The 21716-nt window shown below is 46.7% G+C and carries 21 protein-coding genes; all 21 read right to left on the bottom strand.

What is annotated here, in order from left to right; all coding sequences use genetic code 11:
* Positions 1-66 precede the first annotated feature (66 nt).
* The 21 genes from G9G53_RS23835 to hslO all read right to left on the bottom strand — a co-directional run bounded on the left by G9G53_RS23835 (position 67) and on the right by hslO (position 21707).
* Positions 67-459, bottom strand: coding sequence for a 3-hydroxyacyl-ACP dehydratase FabZ family protein (locus G9G53_RS23835; RefSeq protein ID WP_029514647.1), 393 nt, complete (start codon positions 457-459; stop codon positions 67-69).
* A 19-nt stretch (positions 460-478) separates the two neighbouring features.
* Positions 479-1720: a beta-ketoacyl-ACP synthase II gene (fabF, locus tag G9G53_RS23840; protein ID WP_165150700.1), complete on the bottom strand. Its 1242-nt coding sequence runs from the start codon at positions 1718-1720 to the stop codon at positions 479-481.
* Between the two features lie 23 nt (positions 1721-1743).
* Positions 1744-3444 carry a thiamine pyrophosphate-binding protein gene (locus tag G9G53_RS23845; protein ID WP_165150702.1) on the bottom strand — a complete coding sequence of 567 codons (1701 nt, stop codon included), beginning with the start codon at positions 3442-3444 and terminating at the stop codon, positions 1744-1746.
* Positions 3441-4664: an aldehyde dehydrogenase family protein gene (locus G9G53_RS23850; protein WP_029514644.1), complete on the bottom strand. Its 1224-nt coding sequence runs from the start codon at positions 4662-4664 to the stop codon at positions 3441-3443. The genes G9G53_RS23845 and G9G53_RS23850 overlap by 4 nt, the downstream gene beginning before the upstream one ends.
* A gap of 44 nt (positions 4665-4708) precedes the next feature.
* The gene (locus tag G9G53_RS23855) at positions 4709-6169 is read right to left on the bottom strand and encodes a class I adenylate-forming enzyme family protein (protein WP_165150704.1); all 1461 of its coding nucleotides are present in this window, start codon (positions 6167-6169) and stop codon (positions 4709-4711) included.
* A gap of 12 nt (positions 6170-6181) precedes the next feature.
* On the bottom strand, positions 6182-6952 hold the full coding sequence (gene fabI / locus G9G53_RS23860; protein WP_029514642.1) for an enoyl-ACP reductase FabI: 771 nt from the start codon (positions 6950-6952) through the stop codon (positions 6182-6184).
* Positions 6953-7413: 461 nt separating this feature from the next.
* Positions 7414-7947 (bottom strand): hypothetical protein, encoded by a 534-nt coding sequence (locus G9G53_RS23865; RefSeq protein WP_165150706.1) that lies wholly within the window; start codon positions 7945-7947, stop codon positions 7414-7416.
* A gap of 293 nt (positions 7948-8240) precedes the next feature.
* Positions 8241-9578 carry a TrkH family potassium uptake protein gene (locus G9G53_RS23870; protein WP_165150708.1) on the bottom strand — a complete coding sequence of 446 codons (1338 nt, stop codon included), beginning with the start codon at positions 9576-9578 and terminating at the stop codon, positions 8241-8243.
* Between the two features lie 85 nt (positions 9579-9663).
* The gene (lysS, locus tag G9G53_RS23875) at positions 9664-11190 is read right to left on the bottom strand and encodes a lysine--tRNA ligase (protein ID WP_165150710.1); all 1527 of its coding nucleotides are present in this window, start codon (positions 11188-11190) and stop codon (positions 9664-9666) included.
* 110 nt (positions 11191-11300) lie between these two features.
* Positions 11301-11777, bottom strand: coding sequence for a transcription elongation factor GreA (greA, locus tag G9G53_RS23880; protein WP_013308160.1), 477 nt, complete (start codon positions 11775-11777; stop codon positions 11301-11303).
* Positions 11778-11991: 214 nt separating this feature from the next.
* Positions 11992-13020, bottom strand: a complete 1029-nt coding sequence (dusB, locus tag G9G53_RS23885; RefSeq protein ID WP_165150712.1) for a tRNA dihydrouridine synthase DusB — start codon at positions 13018-13020, stop codon at positions 11992-11994.
* Between the two features lie 44 nt (positions 13021-13064).
* Positions 13065-13265, bottom strand: coding sequence for a helix-turn-helix domain-containing protein (locus G9G53_RS23890; RefSeq protein WP_185156379.1), 201 nt, complete (start codon positions 13263-13265; stop codon positions 13065-13067).
* The gene (gene folK, locus G9G53_RS23895; protein WP_029514636.1) at positions 13217-13765 is read right to left on the bottom strand and encodes a 2-amino-4-hydroxy-6-hydroxymethyldihydropteridine diphosphokinase; all 549 of its coding nucleotides are present in this window, start codon (positions 13763-13765) and stop codon (positions 13217-13219) included. The genes G9G53_RS23890 and folK overlap by 49 nt, the downstream gene beginning before the upstream one ends.
* A gap of 9 nt (positions 13766-13774) precedes the next feature.
* Complete coding sequence (gene folB / locus G9G53_RS23900) at positions 13775-14137, bottom strand: dihydroneopterin aldolase (protein WP_013368705.1); 363 nt, start codon at positions 14135-14137, stop codon at positions 13775-13777.
* A gap of 449 nt (positions 14138-14586) precedes the next feature.
* On the bottom strand, positions 14587-15453 hold the full coding sequence (gene folP, locus G9G53_RS23905; RefSeq protein ID WP_165150714.1) for a dihydropteroate synthase: 867 nt from the start codon (positions 15451-15453) through the stop codon (positions 14587-14589).
* A complete protein-coding gene (locus tag G9G53_RS23910) occupies positions 15450-16346 on the bottom strand; it encodes an aminotransferase class IV (protein WP_029514633.1) in 897 nt (298 codons plus the stop codon). The genes folP and G9G53_RS23910 overlap by 4 nt, the downstream gene beginning before the upstream one ends.
* Before the next feature lie 3 nt (positions 16347-16349).
* The gene (gene pabA / locus G9G53_RS23915; RefSeq protein WP_165150716.1) at positions 16350-16925 is read right to left on the bottom strand and encodes an aminodeoxychorismate/anthranilate synthase component II; all 576 of its coding nucleotides are present in this window, start codon (positions 16923-16925) and stop codon (positions 16350-16352) included.
* A 5-nt stretch (positions 16926-16930) separates the two neighbouring features.
* Positions 16931-18553: an anthranilate synthase component I family protein gene (locus G9G53_RS23920; RefSeq protein ID WP_029514631.1), complete on the bottom strand. Its 1623-nt coding sequence runs from the start codon at positions 18551-18553 to the stop codon at positions 16931-16933.
* Between the two features lie 126 nt (positions 18554-18679).
* Complete coding sequence (gene cysK / locus G9G53_RS23925) at positions 18680-19618, bottom strand: cysteine synthase A (RefSeq protein WP_029514630.1); 939 nt, start codon at positions 19616-19618, stop codon at positions 18680-18682.
* Between the two features lie 239 nt (positions 19619-19857).
* The gene (locus G9G53_RS23930) at positions 19858-20802 is read right to left on the bottom strand and encodes a peptidyl-prolyl cis-trans isomerase (protein ID WP_165150718.1); all 945 of its coding nucleotides are present in this window, start codon (positions 20800-20802) and stop codon (positions 19858-19860) included.
* Positions 20803-20822: 20 nt separating this feature from the next.
* Positions 20823-21707, bottom strand: a complete 885-nt coding sequence (hslO, locus tag G9G53_RS23935; RefSeq protein ID WP_025718327.1) for an Hsp33 family molecular chaperone HslO — start codon at positions 21705-21707, stop codon at positions 20823-20825.
* Between the last annotated feature and the right edge of the window lie 9 nt (positions 21708-21716).

Raw genomic sequence — 21716 nt, forward strand, 5'->3', positions numbered from 1 at the left:
ATATCCCCCCGCTGCACCTGGCAGTCAGGAGGACAAAAGGAAAGTTTAACGTGCGCTTCCACCCCGTCATTGATCCAGTGAAACAATTTCTTCCGCCTCAACTACCAATCGATCCCCTACGGAAGCACGACCACTTCCCAGAATATAGCCCCGTCGACGCTTGATCACTTCAAAGTAGAGATCAATTCGGTCCCCAGGCTTCGCCAAGCTATGGAACCGAATCCCATTGAGATTGGTCAGGTATGAAATCCCTTTTTTATCAACCGCCACGAATGCCGCCAATTGTGCAAGCGACTCCACAATCAACATAGGAGGCATGTATGGATTACTGTCTGTAATGAACCACTCACTCCAGGTGACAAGCTTGTATCCCTTCGCCCACTGCGACGTTTCGTACCCGGTCACGCCATCCAACAGAAGAAAAGGGTACCGGTGAGGAAGCACATCCGGGATATGGATTAGCTCTTCGCTCACAGGCTTATTCCCCTTCCCACTTGCGAACAGCAAGGCAGACGTTGTGCCCTCCGAAACCAAATGAATTGCTAATCGCTGCGCGGACCTCGCGTTCCTGATATACATGCGGCACAAAGTTCAATTCAGGAGCTTCCGGATTGTCACAATTGAGTGTCGGTGGTATTTTGCTGTGAATCATGCTCTGCACAGTCGCAATTAATTCGACTGCCCCTGCACCGCCCATTAAATGGCCAGTCATGGATTTAATAGACGATATCGCCAAAAGGGGGGCATGCTCCCCGAACACTTTTTGAATAGCATTAATCTCCATACGATCATTAAATGGCGTACTCGTACCGTGGGCATTGACATAGTCGATTTCCTGCGGTGTTAAGCCGCCATCCTGCAGTGCGATGTTGATCGCTTCTGCCGGGCCGGAGCCAGAGGGATCTGGAGCCGTGATATGATACGCATCCGTTGTGCATCCGTAACCCACAACTTCGGCCAGAATGGTGGCTCCGCGGTTCAAAGCATACTCCAACTCCTCCAGCACCAAGACTCCTGCTCCTCCACCGATGACGAATCCATCACGATCCACATCAAACGGACGACTAGCCTTCTGCGGCTCTTCATTACGTCTGGAGAGAGCATGAATATTCGCAAATGATGCCAGATCAAGCTGACTAAAATTGGCTTCTGCTCCACCGGCAACCACGACATCAGCCGTGCCGTACTGGATCGTACGTAATGCCTCACCGATGGCATTGCTTCCTGTAGCACAAGCTGTAACCACAGCAAACGAAGGCCCCTTGGCCCCAATAGCAATGGAGATTTCACCAGGTGCTGAATTAATCATCATCGAGGAAACAAAATAAGGAGAAACTCTTTTGGGACCAAGCTTTGTTAATTTCCCATAGTTCTCCTCTATAACGTCGAGGCCGCCTGCTCCAGAGCCGACAATAACCCCCACGCGACTTGCATTCCGCTCATCAATCACTAATTTGGATTGCTCCACCGCCTGCCGGGCAGCCGCCAAAGCAAACTGAGTGAACTGTGCCACTTTATTAGCTTCCTTCTTACTCATATATTGCAATGGGTCAAAGCCCGTAACCTGTGCACCGATCTTTGTCGGAATGTCCGCTGTATCGAAAACAGTGACCGGTCCAATTCCGCTTTTTCCTTTCAACAGTGAATTCCAGAAATCCGTAAGATTAAGCCCAACCGGCGTTACGACTCCCTGTCCAGTCACTACAACACGTCTTCTCACTGTATCCACGTCCTTCGTTGAAATTAATTCTTGGAAGCCTGTTGCTCGTAGAGAGGAAAGTCGCCATACACATGGCTGATTTTTTCATGCACATCCGCAAGATCAGCATATATCTCGACGACCACAAGCTTGTTCTCCTGATACTTTTGCCAAGCAAGCTGAAGCTGTTCCCGTGCCTCTCCCTTACTCCGAATTGCGAGGCTCTCTACAAACTCATACTGGGGAATTTGAATTCCTGTCTTGGCCGCCTCAGAAACAAACGGGAGGGACTGCCCTGTGAGATGCTTATAATTCATCTGATTCTGTAACCAACCATACCCACCATTATTGAGTACGACATAGATTAATGGTATTTGATACTCCACCGCCGTCATAAAATCCGAACAGAAGAGATTGAACGCACCGTCACCTACAAGTGCCACTACTGGACGTTGCGTTGCCACACTTGCTCCCAGAGCAGCAGCCGCACCGAATCCTAGGCTTGTTTGATCACTAGGAACAATCGAAAGAGAGCCTTGGGCAAAGCGGAAATATGGATAAAAATAGGACCACATATCCTGCAATCCATTCTCTTGAAGAAGCACCAGATTTTCGGGGAACTCCGTCTGAATCATGTCCAACAGCTCAGGAACGTGGATCCCAGGAGCCTTTTGCAATTCCTCCAGATAGATAGCCCTATGAGAAAAAGCCTTCTCTTTACAGCTCCTGATTGTTTCAAGCCACACTCCATCAGGCTTCTGCCCTAGCCGATCATGCCATTGCTCCACTGCTGCATATCCATCACCAAGCACTTTGATACCCCTGTATTCGTGTGCAAAATCCTCCAGATTTACATTGACTTGAATCAAAGGTGTATCCTGTAGCAGAATATCCCACTCGAACGTAGCCGTTTCTTCCAAGCGGCTGCCCAGTGTGATCACCACATCAGATTCCTTCCAGATTTGTCTTAGACTGAGATCCGTATAGAGTCCGGCAACACCGCAGAAAAGTTCGTGTTCTTCATCCACTACACCCCGTCCCGAGGCAGTTGCGAACAAGGCCGCTCCATGTTGGTGAGCGAACCGCTCAATCACATCACCTGTACCTGACTTCATTCCCCCTCCGACTAGAATGAGCGGCCTGCGCGCCGTCTTTATAATCGCCCAAGCCGCATCCAACTCCCGACGAGACGGAGAGCACGACAGCTTTTCTGGTGGGGTAAACTGAAGCCCTGTTGGCACAGGCTGGTCCATCAGGTTTTCAGGGAGTTCGATATAGACAGGACCCGGTGCTCCATTGATGGCCAAAAAGGCAGCCCGCTCCATCGCCCATACAAGCCGATCTACATGCTCGACACGATAAGCCCATTTTACAAGCGGCTTCACAAGTGAGATTTGATCGGCTTCCTGAAAGGATCGGGTACCCAGCTTATCTCCTCCGGTACCAAGCGCCAGAAGCAGGATCGGAGCGCCCAGGTTCTTGGCTTCCAGCAGCCCTGTAAGTGTATTACTGAGCGCAGGCCCTTTACCCACAACACATACGGACATCTGGTTGGTGGTGAGCGCATAACCTGCTGCCATGAACACAGCATTACGTTGATCTTTGCACAGAATAAAATCCATACCGGATGAGGGGAGTGACGATACGATTTTGAGGTCATCACTTGGTAATCCAAAGAGATGCTGAACCCCAGCAGACTTTAAGTAGCCAATGATGGCATCCCAGGGAAAAAAGCTCGCAGTCATACCAAACTCCTCTTTTCCGACAAATATTCTGCGACAATTTCTGAAATCAAGATTGGCTTTGAAATGAGCTTGAAATCGTAAAAAATATAGTTCGACATCGTGCCGTAGCCACCAAAAGGCTTATTGCCTTGATCCACATCCTCAAGCGTCTGATTAATGGTCAATGTGTGCTTCTTTCGTAGAACGTCAGTCAGGTGCTCCGATCCGTATAAGCTGCAACCCATTGCACGTTCACTGAAATAACTGGAGGAGATACGCTTGATCAGTTGCTCGTCGTTTTGGTAGCTAACTACATTGAAGACTGGCGAAAAATACTCAATAATCTCCAGATTCTGATCCAATTCACTATATACAACCGTTGGCTCCATTTTTTTCGTACGGAAATCAATGCCGCCGCCGTAAATAATAAACTTATCGTTCGTGTTAAAATATTCAGAAACCGAATATAGCGTGTCTTTATAGAATATAGGGGTATAGTTTGCATTCGGGTCATCGTTGGCTCCAAACACGAGTTGGTCAAGCTGTTGAATCAGCAGATCCTTGAAATGCTCACTCACATCTTGATGTACCAGAATGATGTCGGGGCCTAGGCAGTCCTGTCCAGAGTTGAACAATCTCATTCGGATCACATCGGTAACCGCCAGCTCCAGATCTGCATCAGGCCCGATGATGAAAGGATTTAGCCCTTGTCCGTAAAAAATGTAGAGCTGATCTTTTCGAATCTGTTTTTTGATCTTCTCCGCATTGGTATAGCTCCCGGTGAACACCACAATATCAGCTGGCATCACGGAATTCTCCATGAACACCTTCTGGCTAACTTTGCGAATATAGATGGGTAATCCATGTACAGCCTGAAGCTTTTCATGCAGCATGTTGACGTACTCATTTACGTGAGAAGAAGGGCGAAAGTCTATATTTTCAACGTACAGGGACGGAATCAAAAGGTATAATGCATAGGAGTATAAAATGACGTTGGAAGGCATGAATACAGCCATAGATCGTTGCCGACTTGGCTGATAGGTCTGCACTTCTTGCAGAGCACCTTGAAGTGTGAGGATCGTGGAGTCAATTTCTGCATTGGCGGCCCGATAGGATGAAAATTGCGTGAGAATATCCATCACTTCCTGCCGATTTTCAATCAAATAATTGAGGCATTTCAGAATAGATTCATGCCTTTCCAAAAACAGTGTGTTTTCTGCCAATTCTGGATTTATATTCATGGCACATTCTCCCTTTCCTATATGCGGTTTTGGTAAATATCTTGCTATACCTTGCGAGAAGCAACTTTTTCCAGGGCAATACGCTCCATCTCCAAACGATCCACCTTTCCATTGCGATTTAAAGGAAAGTGGTCGAGCGGAAGCAAAAGATCGGGAAACATGTATGAAGGGAGCACACGATTTATTTCTTTGCGGAGTACAGACAAGGCTTGCAAGGATTCGCCTTCGATGAAGGCAACAAGTAATGTCCCTTTAGCCTCATCCTCCAAGGTGATCACGCAGGATCGGTAACCTAACGAACCAATCCGGTCCTCAATATAGACCGGAGATACCATATAGCCCATCCGGTTGACCGTCTTGCCGCTGCGTCCAATGACATACAGCATTCCGTCATCCAGATAGCCCAGATCCCCCGTCTTGAACCAACCGTCCTGTAGAACGGATTGCGTCAGGTCTGGACGATTCAGATAACCTTCCATGCATCCAGCACTGCGTATCCACACTTCGCCTACGACACCGTCCGTCTGCTGTTTGCCTGTAGAATCTAGTATTTTCAAATCCACACCAGGTAATGGTAGTCCACAACCCTTCGGACACTCTAGCGTCCCCAGCGTAACGTTGCCCAGTTCAGAAAGACCGTAACCATTCAGCAGGGGCTGTCCAAATATGTTGTTAAATTTCTCTTCAAGGTCTTGGGTAAGTGGAGAACCGCCTACGCACCACATGCGCACCGGGGCTTCCTTGACCATTTCCAGTTGTTCGGGTTTTCGGTTTAGCATACGCAACAAGGTGTAAAAAGCAGAGGGGTTAGCATCTACGACCGTCGCCCGGTCTTTCGTAATACTTGCAATGACGCTCCAGAGGTTTTTTGGATTGCAGATGATGAGAGAACATGAGGTTAACCACCAGGAGAAGATAAGTGAGATTCCATAAAAATGAGAGAATGGCACAACGGGGAGCATATGGTCAGACGGTAGGTAGTTCATGGCGTGTATGGAATGCCTGATATTCTCCATAAAAGCTGAACCAGCTTTCACGATTCCCTTGGGTTTTCCCGTCGTACCTGAAGAATACAGAATGAGCGCATCTGGCCTCTCGCACCACTTGTTAAAGTCGAGGGCTTCAAGCTTTGGCTCTCCCACCCAATCCGGATGTGCTGTTTCTTCTTGAATCAAATCTTGAATCAGAATAACGAGAGCATGAGGAAGTTCTAAATCGGAATCCGTAAGAATACAACAGGCACCCGCTTCATCATAGATTTGGGCCACCTCATCGAGCACCGTCTGCTCGTCCACCACAGTCACCGAAACAGCGATATTGCACAGGGAGAACAGAGACACAACAAACCAATAAGAATTGGCCGCTTTCAGAATCACTCTACCGTCTTCGGGAATGCCTCTGAGAGTCAACATCCGGGAGAAGATCGTAACGTCTCGCTCCAGACGCTCCCTGGTCATAATTCCTTCAGGTGAGATAATCCGGCAATCCGTATGCGTAATAAGCACAACGTTCCCTCCTTACATCCCCGTAATATGGTATCCAGCATCTACATGGATAACTTCACCCGTAATGCCTCTCGATAAATGGGAAAATAGGAATAACGCCGTATCTCCGACTTCAGACGTATCAACCGTCTTGCGTAGGGGCGTAGTTTCTTCAATATGTTTGAGCATTGTGTTAAAATCCTTAATGCCATAGGCAGCCAAAGTCCGTATCGGACCAGCGGAAATCGCATTTACACGAATGCCATATGTGCCCAGATCATTCGACAGATAGCGCATGCTGGCTTCCAGTGAAGCCTTCGCCACACCCATAACATTGTAATTTTTGATCGCTCGTTCTGCGCCAATATACGTCATGGTGACGATACTCCCACCCTCTGTCATCAGTGGGTACACTCGACGGGATACAGCAGCCAAGGAATAGGCGCTGATTTCTTGTGCAACGGCGAATCCCTCGCGAGAAGTGTCAACGAACAAGCCATCCAAATCCTCAGCCTTAGCATAGGCGACACTGTGAAAATAACCATGCAACACGCCTACTTTTTCTTTTAGAAAATCCGCCAATGCATCAAGCTCTTCATTGCTTTGTACATCGCAAGGACAGACCAGTGCTCCCGGAATGGTTTCAGCAAGCTTTAGTACCCGCTCTGCAACCCTCTCATTTTCGTAAGTAAAAATGAGTTGTGCTCCTTCAGCAGCTAAAGATTGAGCTGTCCCCCAAGCAATACTCCTGTTATTAGCCACGCCCATAATCAAAATGTTCTTACCGCTCAGTAGTACTGCCACAGAAACCACCTTTCTTTTTTACATTATTAAACAAAATAACAACTTAATTGCGTATGTCTACATTTATAGACATATGTAATCTTTCCTGGAATATTATCGCGTTAATTGCCAAACTTAGATAGGCGACGTTTTAGGCAAATCACAAAATTTATTTTAAAATTTGTGTAACACATCATGTATGCTGTCTGTCATCTCACAAAAAATAATTGTGTTGCTTCTGTTGGTCTGTGTTCAAATCGAAAGGGATACATGTGTGTGAAAAAAGATAGCGAGGCGAAAATAAGGTGACTGTCAAAGTAAGTTAAACATAAAATCCGCATATTTTTGTAAATATTTACATTCCGATGACAGACTCACCCCACTACCGGAAGTAACCACTTCATTTTCACCAACAATGACTCTCCCGATTTGAACATCCTGAGTGACCAGCCAGATATCATCTAAGTGTAAAACCTTAACCTTTATAGACTACGCTTTTGTTTTTTGGGAGCTAAAGTATAGCTAAAGGAGACAACAAAGTCGATTACCAGAACGATCGCCCATGTTTGCATAATGCCCTCCAAAGACGCCGTACGCTGTGGATCATCAACATACACAATGATGGCGAGCAACAAAGCATTACCTATAGCCCAGCCCAAAAGGTGAAGCAACCAACCTATCCGTTCCTCTTTTGCATGAGCAGCACCATACTTGCGTTCAGGCTTGGGTCCCTTACCAAACCAATGGGAGAACCGTACATCCGCCCACTTAATTAACCTATGACCAAATGCTACTGTAATACCAAAATAACAGGCCGCCAAGCCAGTAGCAGTCGTAATCTCCATGCCACTTTTCACCGTGATAAACACCGCAATTAGTAGCAGGATATCAATAATGGGGGTAAATAGTAAAAGAAGGCCGCCTAACTTCTTCAAGCCAAACATATACCTTGCGATCAAGCCTGCAACAACAAAAACCCAAAATAAAACTTCGGCACTAATAATAAATAAATACATAATAGATGATTCCTTTCAAATTAGAAATTGGTATTCACCTCAACTATCCCCCTTTCATGCCCACTATCATACAATATTATACATAATATTCCTAGTATTTTGTCTATAATTACATAAAAGGAAACAAATAGCCGTTTTTTCTGCAAAAAACAGTATCTGTTCAAACTATTTCGTCTTGTTCTCAAAATGGGCATTTTTCATGATATGCTACCCATAAAGAATTATGATGATCTGAAATGAAAAAAGATGTACCTATGCTAATCAGCACGGGTACATCTTTTTTCACCGATACACTATCCAATTACAATATGCCCTTCGGGACGACGGTACAATGTCTTGGTCGAGCGGGGACGAATGGCATAGGCAATCGTAAGAGGACCAATCCGACCAATAAACATGGTCACACAAATAATCAGCTTGCCTGCATCAGACAATCCTGGCGTCACTCCTACGGACAAGCCTACCGTTCCGATTGCGGAAGCAGCCTCAAATGCAAGGGAGAGAAATGGGGCATCCTCTGTCATTAAGAGCAGTATAACCACAATCGAGAATATAAATAGGGCTAGTACAATAATGGTAAGCGCCCGCATCATGATATCTTTGGGGACCCTATGACGGAAAAACACAATTTCCTTCTGTCCTCGCATGACGGCGATTAGCGCACCTACCATAAGCAGAAATGTAGTCGTTTTGATGCCTCCTCCCGTGGAGCCCGGGGAAGCGCCGATAATCATCAGCAACATAATAAAAAACTGACTTGCCTGCCTTAACCCGCTGATATCGACTGTGCTCGTACCTGATGATCTCGTGGAGACCGATTGAAAGACAGCTCCATATACTTTGCCTTCCCAGTTCATCGCACCCAAGGTTCGTGCATTGGTAAACTCAAAAATAAATATAACCAGCGCACCAATCACAATGAGCGCTCCCGACACGCTTAGCACCATTTTGGAGTGTAGAGATAGTCTCCGGGTACGGCGAAAATCGAACAAATCGCTAAGTACAAGGAAACCCAAGCCTCCTGATATAACGAGCACAGATGCAATCATATTGAAAACAAAATCTCCAGCGTACTGTTGGAAGCTAGTCCCGAACAGATCGAATCCCCCGTTATTAAAGAGGGATACGGAATGGAATATTCCATAATAGATCGCTTGTCCGACAGGCATTTCTCGCATCCACCGCAAAGCCAAGACAACGGCAGCTATCGCCTCAATGGTAAAAGAAAAGATCAGCACCTTGCGAATAATACGCACGATCCCTTCCATGCTATCGGCATTAATAGCCTCCTTAAGCAGCAACCGATCCTTCAGCGATAATCGCCGCCCCAATAACAGCGCAAACAAGGTCGCTAAGGTCATAAACCCCAGCCCGCCTAGCTGCATCAGCACCAAAATGACGGTTTCGCCAAACATCGTATACGTTGAATCGACGTCAACGACGACCAGTCCTGTGACACAAGCGGCTGAGACGGACGTAAAAAGCGAATCAATCCAATGCGGAGCATGACCACTATGATTGGCAACAGGAAGCATCAGTAGCAAAGTACCCAATGCAATAATCAATAAATATCCAATGACCAATATAAAAGGAGGCGATGCGAACCGACTAAGCTTGACGCTGCGTTTCATTAGAGTATTCTCTCCATCCGTTCTTATGAAAAAGAGGAACAAGACACGGGAAACCCGGCTGATCCTCTATATTCATAATGTTATGTTATTCTACTGTACGGTTACGCATATGCGGGAAAAGCAGCACATCGCGAATGGAAGGCGCATCTGTCAGCAACATGACCAAACGATCGATGCCGATGCCCAATCCGCCTGTTGGCGGCATACCGTATTCCAAGGCGCGGATAAAGTCATCATCCATTTCATGAGCCTCATCGTTACCGTGCTCACGTTCCAGCAATTGAGCTTCAAAACGTTGGCGCTGGTCGATTGGATCATTCAGCTCAGTAAACGCATTCGCATGCTCACGAGCGACCACGAACAGCTCGAAGCGATCCGTAAACCGCGGATCTTGTTCGTTTTTCTTGGCCAACGGCGAGATTTCAACCGGATGTCCCGTAATAAAGGTCGGCTGAATGAGCGTTTCTTCTACGAACTGCTCAAAGAATGCATTCAGGATATGGCCAAAGGTCATGTGCGGTTCAACCGGAACTTTATGCTCTTTCGCAAGGCAATGAGCTTCTTCATTACTCATCTGCACGCTAAAGTCTACGCCTGTTACTTCTTTAACAGCATCAACCATGGAGACTCTGCGCCATTGCGGCGTCAGATCCACTTCCTGGCCTTGATATTGAATGTGCTGTGTGCCCAGTACTTCTTGCGCAATATGTGCAACCATGTTTTCCGTCAATTTCATGATATCTTTATAATCAGCATACGCTTCATACAGCTCAATCATCGTAAACTCAGGGTTATGGCGGGTCGAAATACCTTCATTACGGTAAACACGACCGATCTCATATACTTTCTCCATTCCGCCGACAATTAGTCGTTTCAAATGGAGTTCAATAGCAATACGCATATAAAGCTGCATGTCCAATGCATTATGGTGCGTAACAAATGGCTTCGCTGCCGCTCCGCCAGCAATGGAATGTAATGTTGGGGTTTCAACTTCCAAATAGCCGAGCGAATCGAGATAACGACGCATGGATTGAATAATACGGGACCGTGTAATGAACGTTTTTTGTACTTCAGGGTTCATAACCAGATCGACATAGCGCTGACGGTAACGCAATTCAACATCTTTCAGACCATGATATTTCTCTGGTAATGGATACAAGGATTTGGACAAGACCTCAATATCCAGCACTTTGATTGTCGTTTCGCCTGTTTTGGTCTTAAAGAGCACACCCTTAACACCAACAATATCGCCCAGATCCAAAATGCCAAATGCTTTATATTTGGATTCAGGTACTGTGTCTTGACGAACATAAATTTGAATACGTCCGCTAAGATCCTGTATATGAGCAAAGCTGGCTTTTCCCATAACACGTTTAGCCATAATGCGGCCTGCTATGCTAACTTCAATATTCTTTTCTTCCAGTTCTTCCTTAGTCAAACTGTCATACTTGCTCAGTAGTACGCCCGCTTCAGCCGTGCGTATGTATTTGCGTCCAAAAGGATCAATGCCCAATGAGCGAAGCTCGTCCAATTTGGCACGACGAATTTGCAATAATTCACTTAATTCCTCGCGGTTTTCTTGTGTTTCCTGGTTAGTAGTTTCATCCGACATGGTGCTAAATCAGCTCCTTCAATATGAATAGACGGGCCGGGGTCCGTCCGGGTGTAGAGAAAAAAAGCTTCCACAAGGAAGCTTTTACATTAAATTCCAAAGTCCGTGTCTTATTTCTTGATATCCACGATTTTATATTGAATAACGCCTGCTGGAACGGTGACATCCACAACAGTTCCCTTTTTCTTACCGAGAATTGCCTTGCCAACCGGACTTTCATTCGAAATCTTGTTCTGTAGCGGGTCAGATTCGGCAGAACCTACGATAGCATACTCTGTAATATCTCCGAATTCCAAATCTTCAACAGTCACAGTTGCGCCTACTCCCACAACATCGGTGTCAATTTCATCACTATTGATAATGCGGGCATTGCGTAGCATCTTTTCCAACGTAATTACACGGCCTTCAATAAAGGCCTGCTCATTCTTCGCATCCTCATATTCGGAGTTTTCACTAATATCTCCGTATCCGATGGCTACCTTAATCCGTTCAGCCACTTCGCGGCGTTTGACAGACTTTAAGTTCTCAAGCTCATCTTCGAGCTTCCTAAGACCTTCCTGTGTCAGAATGACTTCTTTATCGCTCATCTTAACCGATTCTCCTGTCATGGGAAAAGTTTAAAAGTGCATCGGAATGCACGCCTTCAAAACATAATATGCCACTCTGAGGGAATGAGAACATTTCCTGCTGTTGTCTTGAGAGCTGCACACAATTTGTAGCATACATCAAGATTTTATACTGAACGATTATAGGGCAAGCAATTGGAAAAGTCAATCGCGCGCACAGGCAGGAACATCTTCCTTATTGCGCAACAGCAGCAGGAGATGCAGCACTTGTAAAAGGCTCATCGTTTTCTACCATGTGCAATTGAGATACAAATTGATCCAAAATACGTACCATATCGTCGCGCTTTGTTTCTTCCATAATGACATCCTTAATACGTGCTGAACCTTTAAGCCCCTTGAGGTACCAAGCCAGATGCTTGCGCATTTCACGAACAGCTACTGCTTCACCCTTCAAAGCAACCAGACGATCCATATGCAGAATGGCAATACGAATTTTTTCTTCCGGTGCAGGATCGGGCAACAGCTCACCTGTTTGCAAGTACTCAATCGTACGATAGAGCATCCACGGATTCCCCAGAGCACCGCGTCCGATCATAACGCCATCACAATTGGTCAAATCCAGCATACGGCGAGCATCTTCCGGTGATGCCACATCGCCATTTCCAATTACAGGAATGGAAACTGCTTCTTTAACTTCTTTTATAATATCCCAATTCGCAAGTCCCGTATACAGTTGCTCCCGTGTACGGCCATGTACGCTAACGGCCTGTCCTCCGGCACGTTCAACAGCGCGAGCGTTCTCTACGGCATAAATATGCTCACTATCCCAACCAATACGCATTTTCACAGTAACCGGCTTGTTTACTGATTCCACTACCGCCGATACCATTTCATAAATCTTGTTTGGATCGAGCAGCCAACGAGCACCTGCATCACATTTGGTCACTTTGGGAACCGGGCAACCCATATTGATATCAATAATATCTGCATTCGTTTCCTGATCTACGACCTTCGCTGCTTCCACCAGAGTTTCACGGTCGCCTCCGAAAATTTGCAAGCTAAGCGGCTTCTCGCGCTCATCTACAAACAGCATCTCACGTGTACGCTTGTTGCCGTGAATGATCGCCTTATCACTAACCATCTCTGCACATACCAAGCCTGTACCGAATTCCTTGGCGATCAGGCGAAAAGCAGGGTTGCACACGCCTGCCATCGGAGCCAGAACGACTTGGTTTTTCATTTCAATACCGCCGATTTTCAACATATCTGTTCACCCCTTTATTCTTTCTTTTGTATCATTATTTATCGTCATTCCGTCAGTTCCCGGACTTCAATTTCTAGCGTTTGGGCGATAATGTTCAGCATGTCTAAGTCTATTGTACGATTGCCTCGCTCCACAGCACCTAATACAGTCAAAGATATACCGGTACGCTCTGCCAACTCCTGCTGTGTGAACCCTTTTAGTTTCCGAAAGGCGCGGAGTCGTTGCGCCAGCTGCATGTTTTCCAAAGCTGTATGCCGTCCTTTCCATCCACAGAATTCAATGCAGTATGCACGATACTGTACAGACCGGACGGATCTTGGTTCGGAACGATGTCAGCCAAGGGAACCAGTACAAAAGCACGCTCCAACATGCGAGGGTGAGGAAGCTCCAAATCCGGTGTAGCCAGTTGTGCCGCTCCCATCCATAACAAGTCCAGATCAATGGTTCGTGGACCATTAGGAATATGTCTTACTCTCCCCAGACGACTCTCCACCTCCAGCATATATACCAGAAGCTCCTCTGGAGCAAGTGTTGTAGATAGGGCTACCGTCATGTTCAAAAAAGAAGGTTGATCCAGATACCCAACAGGCTCTGTTTCGTACAGGCTGGAGCACCGTATTACCCGGATACCCGGATGTTCGTCCAGCGCCGTAATGGCTTCATACAGGGTATGCTCGCGCTCCCCCAAATTAGCCCCTAAAGCAATATAAGCCTCTGATGCCTCAGAGGTCGAATGTGCATTCATGTATCGTTCCTACTTTCTTGCGCGATAAAGCTCAACCGTCACGCCTTGAAAATGAATATCAAATGGCGGATGCGGCTTCGTGACTTTGACAGTCAGTGCATTGACACTAGTATAAGTGTCCAGTAGGGAAGATGCAATACGTTCGCCCAAAGCTTCAATCAATTGGTAAGACTCCTTTTCTACAATATCTTTAACGGTGTAATGCACCTCGGCGTAATTAACCGTTTTGTCCAAAGCATCCTGCTCACCCGCTTCACGCAGATCAAGCTCCAGTTCCAAATCAATATAGTAACGTTGTCCCAGCTTACGTTCCTCTGGAAAAACGCCATGATATCCGTAATACTCCATACGATGCAATTTCATTTTATCCATTGTGGGTAGGCCCCCTGTTATTTATTAGATTTTTCTAAATAAGCTCAACTAAAGGTGTACACGCGGCACCACTACGCGGTCGGATGGTACTTCCCATCGCTGTTGTGCCCAGATTTCCTTATATTAGGATAAAATGGTTGGAATCCTGGCACAAAGGCGACCGCTTCGCTTGTACAGCACCATTCCGTCCACTTCGTTTTCGTTCTACTATTTTTTCCGTTCTTCTTACATTAATTTCTCTCTAAAAAATACAGTGACTTTATGGTGCGTTGTAGCGGAATGAAGGATTTGAATCCGGAGAAGCGTAGCGCTCGCCTCCAAAGCTTTTCAAGGAAAAGCTACATCGTAAGCATATACTCAACGGGATTCCTACAGTCATATGTTTTACCAATTCAAAAGAATCCCGTTGCAACAGCGATCACAGGATCAAATCATTCATGAAGCGTCTCCTAACCACCATAACTCAGTGCATTTTTAGACCCGTACACCATCGCATCACACATACGTACGGTGCGCTTGATTTGCGCCACATCGTGTACACGCACAATCTGGCACCCTTGAGCAATGCCAAAAGCAACAGTAGCCGCCGTGCCCTCCACCACATCATTCACAGGCAAATCCAGTGCTGTACGAATAAATCTTTTGCGCGACGTAGCCAATAACAGCGGAAAGCCCAGCTGACCCAATCTATCGAGAGAAGTCATGGCATGAATATTTTCATCGTAATCCTTGGCAAAACCGATACCTGGGTCTAAAATGATCTGTTCCTCACGTACCCCCGCATCCAGCGCTAATCGGATACTCTCTTTTAAATCGGACAGCATATCAGAAACTAAATCACTATAGTTACGGTCATGACGATTATGCATCAAAATGACCGGGCAATCGAATTCCGAAGCTACACGTGCCATATCAGGGTCTGCCTTAAACCCCCACACATCATTAATGATATGTGCGCCAGCTTCGAGTGCCTTTCTGGCTACTTCAGCTTTGTAAGTATCTACAGATAATGGAATGTGCGGTGCGATACGATGGATGGCCTGAACGACCGGAATGACCCGAGCCAGCTCCTCTTCCACACCTACTGGATCATGACCGGGACGGGTAGACTCCCCGCCAATGTCAATGATATCGGCTCCATCTTCCACCAGCTTCAATGCATGTAAAACAGCAATCTCCGGGTTATAATGTAATCCTCCATCGGAAAATGAATCCGGGGTCACATTCAGTATACCCATGATCTGTGTGGAATGTCCGAGTGTAAGCTCGGCATCCCCCATTCGGTAACTACGTTGATAAAGGGTCGGTATGTTCACTTGATCCCTGCTTTCTGTCTATAATCGTGCAACAGCAAAGCTGTTATGGACCTGGGCTGCGTCAAGGGAACCGAAAAATGATTCGTTGTTCCTCCCGGCTCCAACAACAAATCCACGGGCCGTATTTCTTGTATAGAGTTGGTCATAAAAATTTCATCAGCCTGTTTCAACTCGTCCCAGCGGTACAGGCCCTGCTCACAAGGAATGTCTCGCAGATGCGCCAGCTCCAAAATGAATTCACGCGTAATGCCTGGCAGAATCCCTGTAGACAAGTCAGGTGTATACAGCGTATTATTCCGCACAAAGAACAGATTGCTGACCATTCCCTCTGCCAGGAAACCATTGGCCGTAAGCATCATTCCTTCAGCCTTATAACGGACAGCTTCGGCATACTGCTGAAGTTCCCGTTTCGCAAGAATATTATTCATATAATGCAGCGACTTTAAGCGAACCTCACCCTCTGGAGTGTTTCTGGGGATTCGCAACAACTGAAGCGCCGATGGGGAAGTCGATTGCCCGATTTGTGTATTGGTAGAGGGCAACGGTTTGGCAAACAAAATATGGTTGGGACGCGTATAGTCACCCGTCGGCAATCCTAGCACCTCTTCACCCGCTGATACGGTGTAGCGGATGTAGGCTTCATCCAACCCATTTGCCACCATCAGATGCTGAATGTGTTTCGTAAGCTGCTCCTCATCAGGTTGAAAAGGAATGCCAAGCATTCGGCAGCCTTCCTGTAGTCGATGCAGATGCCGATCCAGCAAGAATGGGGCACCCTTGTAGGTGCGGAATGTTTCAAACAAACCCATTCCGTATAAAAAGCCGTGATCACTTACGTGAACCACGGCTTTTGCGGCTTCCGTGAGGACGCCGTTGACTCCGATATATTTCATGAATCAGACGCCTACCTTGCGTTTTAGGAAATTGCGTAACAGCTGATGCCCGTAATCCGTAATAATGGATTCTGGATGGAACTGAACTCCTTCTACGGAAAATTCTTTATGCCGCAAACCCATAATTTCACCTTCTGCGGTTTCAGCGGTAATCTCTAGACACTCAGGTAGACTCTCGCGCTCTACCAGCAATGAGTGATACCGGGTTGCTGTGAACGGAGAAGGCAAGCCTTCAAATACTGACGTATTGTGATGAAGAATCGGTGAGGTTTTACCGTGCATGAGTCGTTCAGCCCGGATAACCTTACCGCCAAAAGCCTGTCCGATGGCCTGATGGCCGAGGCAAACGCCAAAAATCGGAATGCGACCTTTAAAATGGCTGATCACATCCAGTGATATCCCCGCCTCATTCGGCGTGCATGGACCCGGCGAGATCAAAATATGCTCTGGTGCCAGCTCTTCTATGCCTTTCACATCAATCTCATCGTTCCGTTTTACGGTTACTTCTTCGCCAAGTTCACCCAAATACTGAACAAGATTGTACGTAAACGAATCATAATTATCAATCACCAAAATCATACGACTCACCCTCCTGTGATACCGCTTCTGCTCAAAGCGGCTTCTTCTTCACCACATTGTACCGCCTTCATGACAGCTTTGGCCTTGTTCCGACATTCCCGATATTCCCTGTACGGGTCTGAATCAATGACGATCCCCGCACCTGTCTGTAAATAGGCAGTGCTGCCTTTAACAGCTAGTGTTCTTATTATAATATTTAATTCCATATTACCGTTATAGTCAATCCATCCAAGGGACCCAGTATAAGGCCCCCGCCGGACAGGCTCTAATTCTTCGATGATTTCCATCGTGCGCACCTTGGGTGCCCCGGTAATGGTTCCGCCTGGAAAAGTAGCCGCAATTACATCTATAGCTGTACGACCTGAGGCTAACTTCCCCTCCACCTGAGAAACCAAATGCATAACGTGCGAATAATACTCGACAGTCAGCAGTTCAGGTACATGCACCGATCCGTATTCGGCAATCCGTCCGATATCGTTACGCTCCAGATCGACGAGCATAATATGCTCGGCGCGTTCTTTTTCGCTTGATAGAAGCTCTGCTGCCATAGTGGCATCTTCATCCGGTGTTAGCCCCCTTCTTCTCGTACCTGCAATAGGTCGGGCGCTCACACGTCCATCCTCCAGCTTCACCAACAATTCTGGCGATCCACTGACGATCCGTAAATCCGGCATACGCAGCATACCCATATAAGGGGATGGATTCAGCAGACGAAGCCATTCATATATATTCTCAGGAAGGGCTGCAAGCGTACGTTGCTGACGAATCGACAAGTTAACCTGGAATACATCCCCTTGGGCAATATATTCCTGCACACGTCTTACGGCCTGTTCAAAATCTTGTTGGCTGAATGCCGCTGTCCAACCTTCAGATTCTTGATGAGCAGCCTCTAATCCTTTTTCGGACAGCCGAGCACAACGGCGAGGATGAGCTGGATCAGTCTCTCCCGCATGTATGATGTTCTTCCACTGAGTCAGCATGCGTTCTGCACGTTGGACCGCTTCGGCATAAAGTTTGCCAAGTATCGATATGGTCTCATCCACCATAAGCTCATTAGCCAAATCAGTCTGGCTACTGAATTCACCGGAGCGGGCAGGATTGGGCATATGAACAGCACAATATATGCAGGATTTTTCGTGATCATAAATCCATAACTCATTCACCCTCATCCATACATAATCAGGTATGCCCGTATCGTCTGCAGCTTGAGATGGCAAACGCTCCAACGAACGAGCTACATCGTATCCAAGATAACCCGCAAATCCTCCAGAGAAAAAGGGCATGCCAGGTACACGCGGTGCACGGTAAGGAGCGATCCAGTTGTTCATGACTTTCAAAGGTTGACCATGTATATCTCCATGCTTCCCACTTTGCAAGTCAGTCCAAACTGCATGTTCTCCCTTGCCTTCCAATACAGCAACCGGATTTAAGGCCAGATAGGTGTACCTCCCACCTTTAGCGCTCTCCAGCAAAAAGGCATATGGCGACGAATCCTCCCAAGCCTTCCGCCACGATGACGGTAGCCCTCCCACGGGTAATGGGTACTCAGCGATATAGGGAAGTATGCTCCAGCCTTCCTCCTGCCAAACCTGCCACTGCGCCTCCGTCACTCTAGCTGTCGATTTCATCCGTGTGTGCTTCCCCTTCCCTACTTTTCAATAAGTCTACATTCTCTCCTTAAAAAGAAACCCCCACTCCCCTGCAACAGGGAAATGAGGGAATCCTTACGTATAGTATACACAATTACGACATAATTACAGCTCGAAATTGTACAGTGGTGTACTCAGGTAACGTTCTCCATTACTTGGAATAATGACAACGATCCGTTTACCCTTGCCCAATTGCTTAGCAAGTTTCAAAGCCGCATGGACAGCCGCGCCAGATGAAATACCGGACAAAATGCCCTCTTCCTTGGCCACTCTACGTGCTACCTCGAAAGCTTCGTCGTTTTCTACATGAATAATTTCATCATAGATATCACGGTTTAAAATTTCAGGAATAAAGTTGGCACCCAACCCTTGGATCTTGTGGGGTCCTGGCTTACCGCCTGCTAACAGCGGGGAAGAGGCAGGTTCTACGGCCACAACTTTAATATCAGGGAATTCTTTCTTAAGCACTTCACCGGCTCCAGAAATGGTTCCGCCAGTACCTATTCCCGCTATAAAAGCGTCCAGAGTTCCGCCAATGGAATGAATGGCTTCCACAATCTCAGGACCGGTCGTTTCACGGTGAATTTTGATATTAGCTTTGTTCTTGAACTGCTCAGCAGCAAAATAATCCGGATTTTCACTCAGCAATTCTTCCATTTTCTTAACGGACCCGTTCATGCCTTCTGATCCTGGTGTTAACACAAGTTCGGCTCCATAAGCGCGCAACAAATTACGACGCTCTATGCTCATCGTTTCTGGCATAACGATGACTGCCTTATAGCCCTTCGCAGCAGCAACCATAGCCAAGCCGATTCCTGTATTACCGCTAGTTGCTTCAATAATGGTACCGCCTGGCTTAAGCAGACCTTCACGTTCAGCTTCTTCTACCATACTAATCGCAATACGGTCTTTTACACTGGAGCCTGGGTTCTGATATTCCAGTTTCAAATAGATTTCAGCGCTATCTTCCGGTACGATCCGGTTGAGGCGAACGAGGGGGGTTTCCCCGATAAGTTCGGTGATGTTATTAACAACTTTAGCCATGATAATTCCTCCCTGACTGTAGATGATATATTAAAAAATGCGAAATCATATTGTAGATCAATCTTAGTCAATCACTTTAATTTTGTACCGTTCATTTAATTTCCGATAAAAATAGTGGGTTTTATACGCTAATAATAACAATCTTCAATTCCAATGTCAATACAAGTGAGTAAGCTGCGATGCTGTCAACCCGCGTTATCAGCATCGCGCTTCCTTCAAACCAATATTCTTTCACTACGTTACAGAGAAGCGGAGGATGCATTCTTTTCAGATAAAATACGCGCTCCATACTTATCACGCAGACTCTTCTCAACCTCTTCCAAAGGAGCGGCTTGTGCAAGCGCAAGAGATCGACGAATTTGCTGCCGGATCTGCTGCTTATCCGGAGAATTCTTCAACCGGACATCCTGTACATAAATGACAGCATAGCCATCGTTAGCAGAGATTGGACCCGCAACATCCCCAGAGCTTAGCTCTCTCGCCGCCTTCATAATCGCCTCCGGTTGAAATGGATCATATTCATCCACCCATCCCAGCTGTCCACTGCTATCTTTGTCGAAAGGCTTACGTGAATGCTCTTGAATCAGCACATCGAAGCTCTCCCCCTGCTTAACCCGGTCTAGCAGCGCTTCTGCCTCCTCCGCATTATCCACATAAAGAGCTGCCAATTGGATCTGCTTACCGACGGCAAATTCCTCGGGATGCTGCTCCCAATACTCGTCAATCTCAGCTTCCTGAACTTGAATACCCTGCGTAGCTATTTTCTCCAAACCAATCCGGTATTCCGCTTCATTCCGCAAGTCAACCGGATCTAAGCCAAACTGTCGCTGCATTTCATCAAAGTAGGTATGATCTGAGTCATACCCTTTACTATCCTGCTCCAGCACCTGCTGTAAGTCCTCTTGGGTGATCTTGATACCGAGACGCTTGGTTTCAGCCTGCACGGCTTTACGATTCAACATTTGCAACAGCGTATTGGTTCCATATCGCTTTTTCAGTTCCGCTACCCACTGTTCCTCCGATATGCCTTCCTGACCCATCTCCGCCACAGTATGATCGCCGTCATCCTTGCTTACATCACCCGGCTTTGACAGCCCCCGAAGCATGATAAGACCACCCAAGGCGGCGACGCTAACGGTCAGAATAATGACAGCTGTCCATAATCCCTTTTCCCGTGTAGTCATCGCTTGCACCGCCCATCCGGTTAGGCTTTGGCTTGATCTAACAGATTTTGCAGCTCATCTTTATTAAACTGATAAGCCTCATTACAAAAGTGACATACGACCTCAGCCTGTCCTTCTTCCTCAATTAACTGCTCTAATTCGCTTTCTCCCAAACTGATCAATGTTTTTTCCACGCGCTCACGTGAACACTCACATTGAAAATGGATATCCAATTCATCGAGAATCCGAACGTCCGGCAACATCCAGCGCAGCATTTCATCAAGTTCCAACCCTTGATCCAGCAAAGCGGTAACGGGCGGAATGGAGCTGACTGCATTTTCGATCGCAGTTATCTCATCATCATTCAAGCCTGGAAGCAATTGAATAATAAATCCACCGGCCACAATAACCGAGTTATCAGTATCTACCAGCACACCCAAGCCCACCGCTGACGGGGTCTGCTCCGATTTGGCAAAATAATAGGTAAAGTCCTCACCCAGTTCACCGGAAATAATCGGAGTACTGCCGCGATACGGTTCTTTTAACCCCAAATCCTTGATGATATGAATGAACCCCTCTGTACCTACAGCACCCGCTACATCCAGTTTGCCCATACTATTGCTCGGCAAATGCACATGTGGTTCAGTAACATAACCTCGCACTTCCCCTACAGCATTGGCATCAACGACGATTTGCCCAATCGGTCCATCACCTTTAACTTGAATGGTTAATCGCTCTTTGCCTTTTAGCATAGAACCCATAATAGCTCCTGCTGTGAGGGTTCGCCCCAAAGCAGCGGTAGCCGTTGGATACGTATCATGTCTTCTCCGCAATTCCTCTACCAATTGAGTTGTCCGAACAGCAAAAGCTCTAACCCTCCCATCCATGGCTGTGCCACGAATAAGTCGATCCTGCTTATTTTCCATATTGATATC

The organism is Paenibacillus sp. EKM206P (genome assembly GCF_011066155.1).
Taxonomy (GTDB): domain Bacteria; phylum Bacillota; class Bacilli; order Paenibacillales; family Paenibacillaceae; genus Paenibacillus; species Paenibacillus polymyxa_D.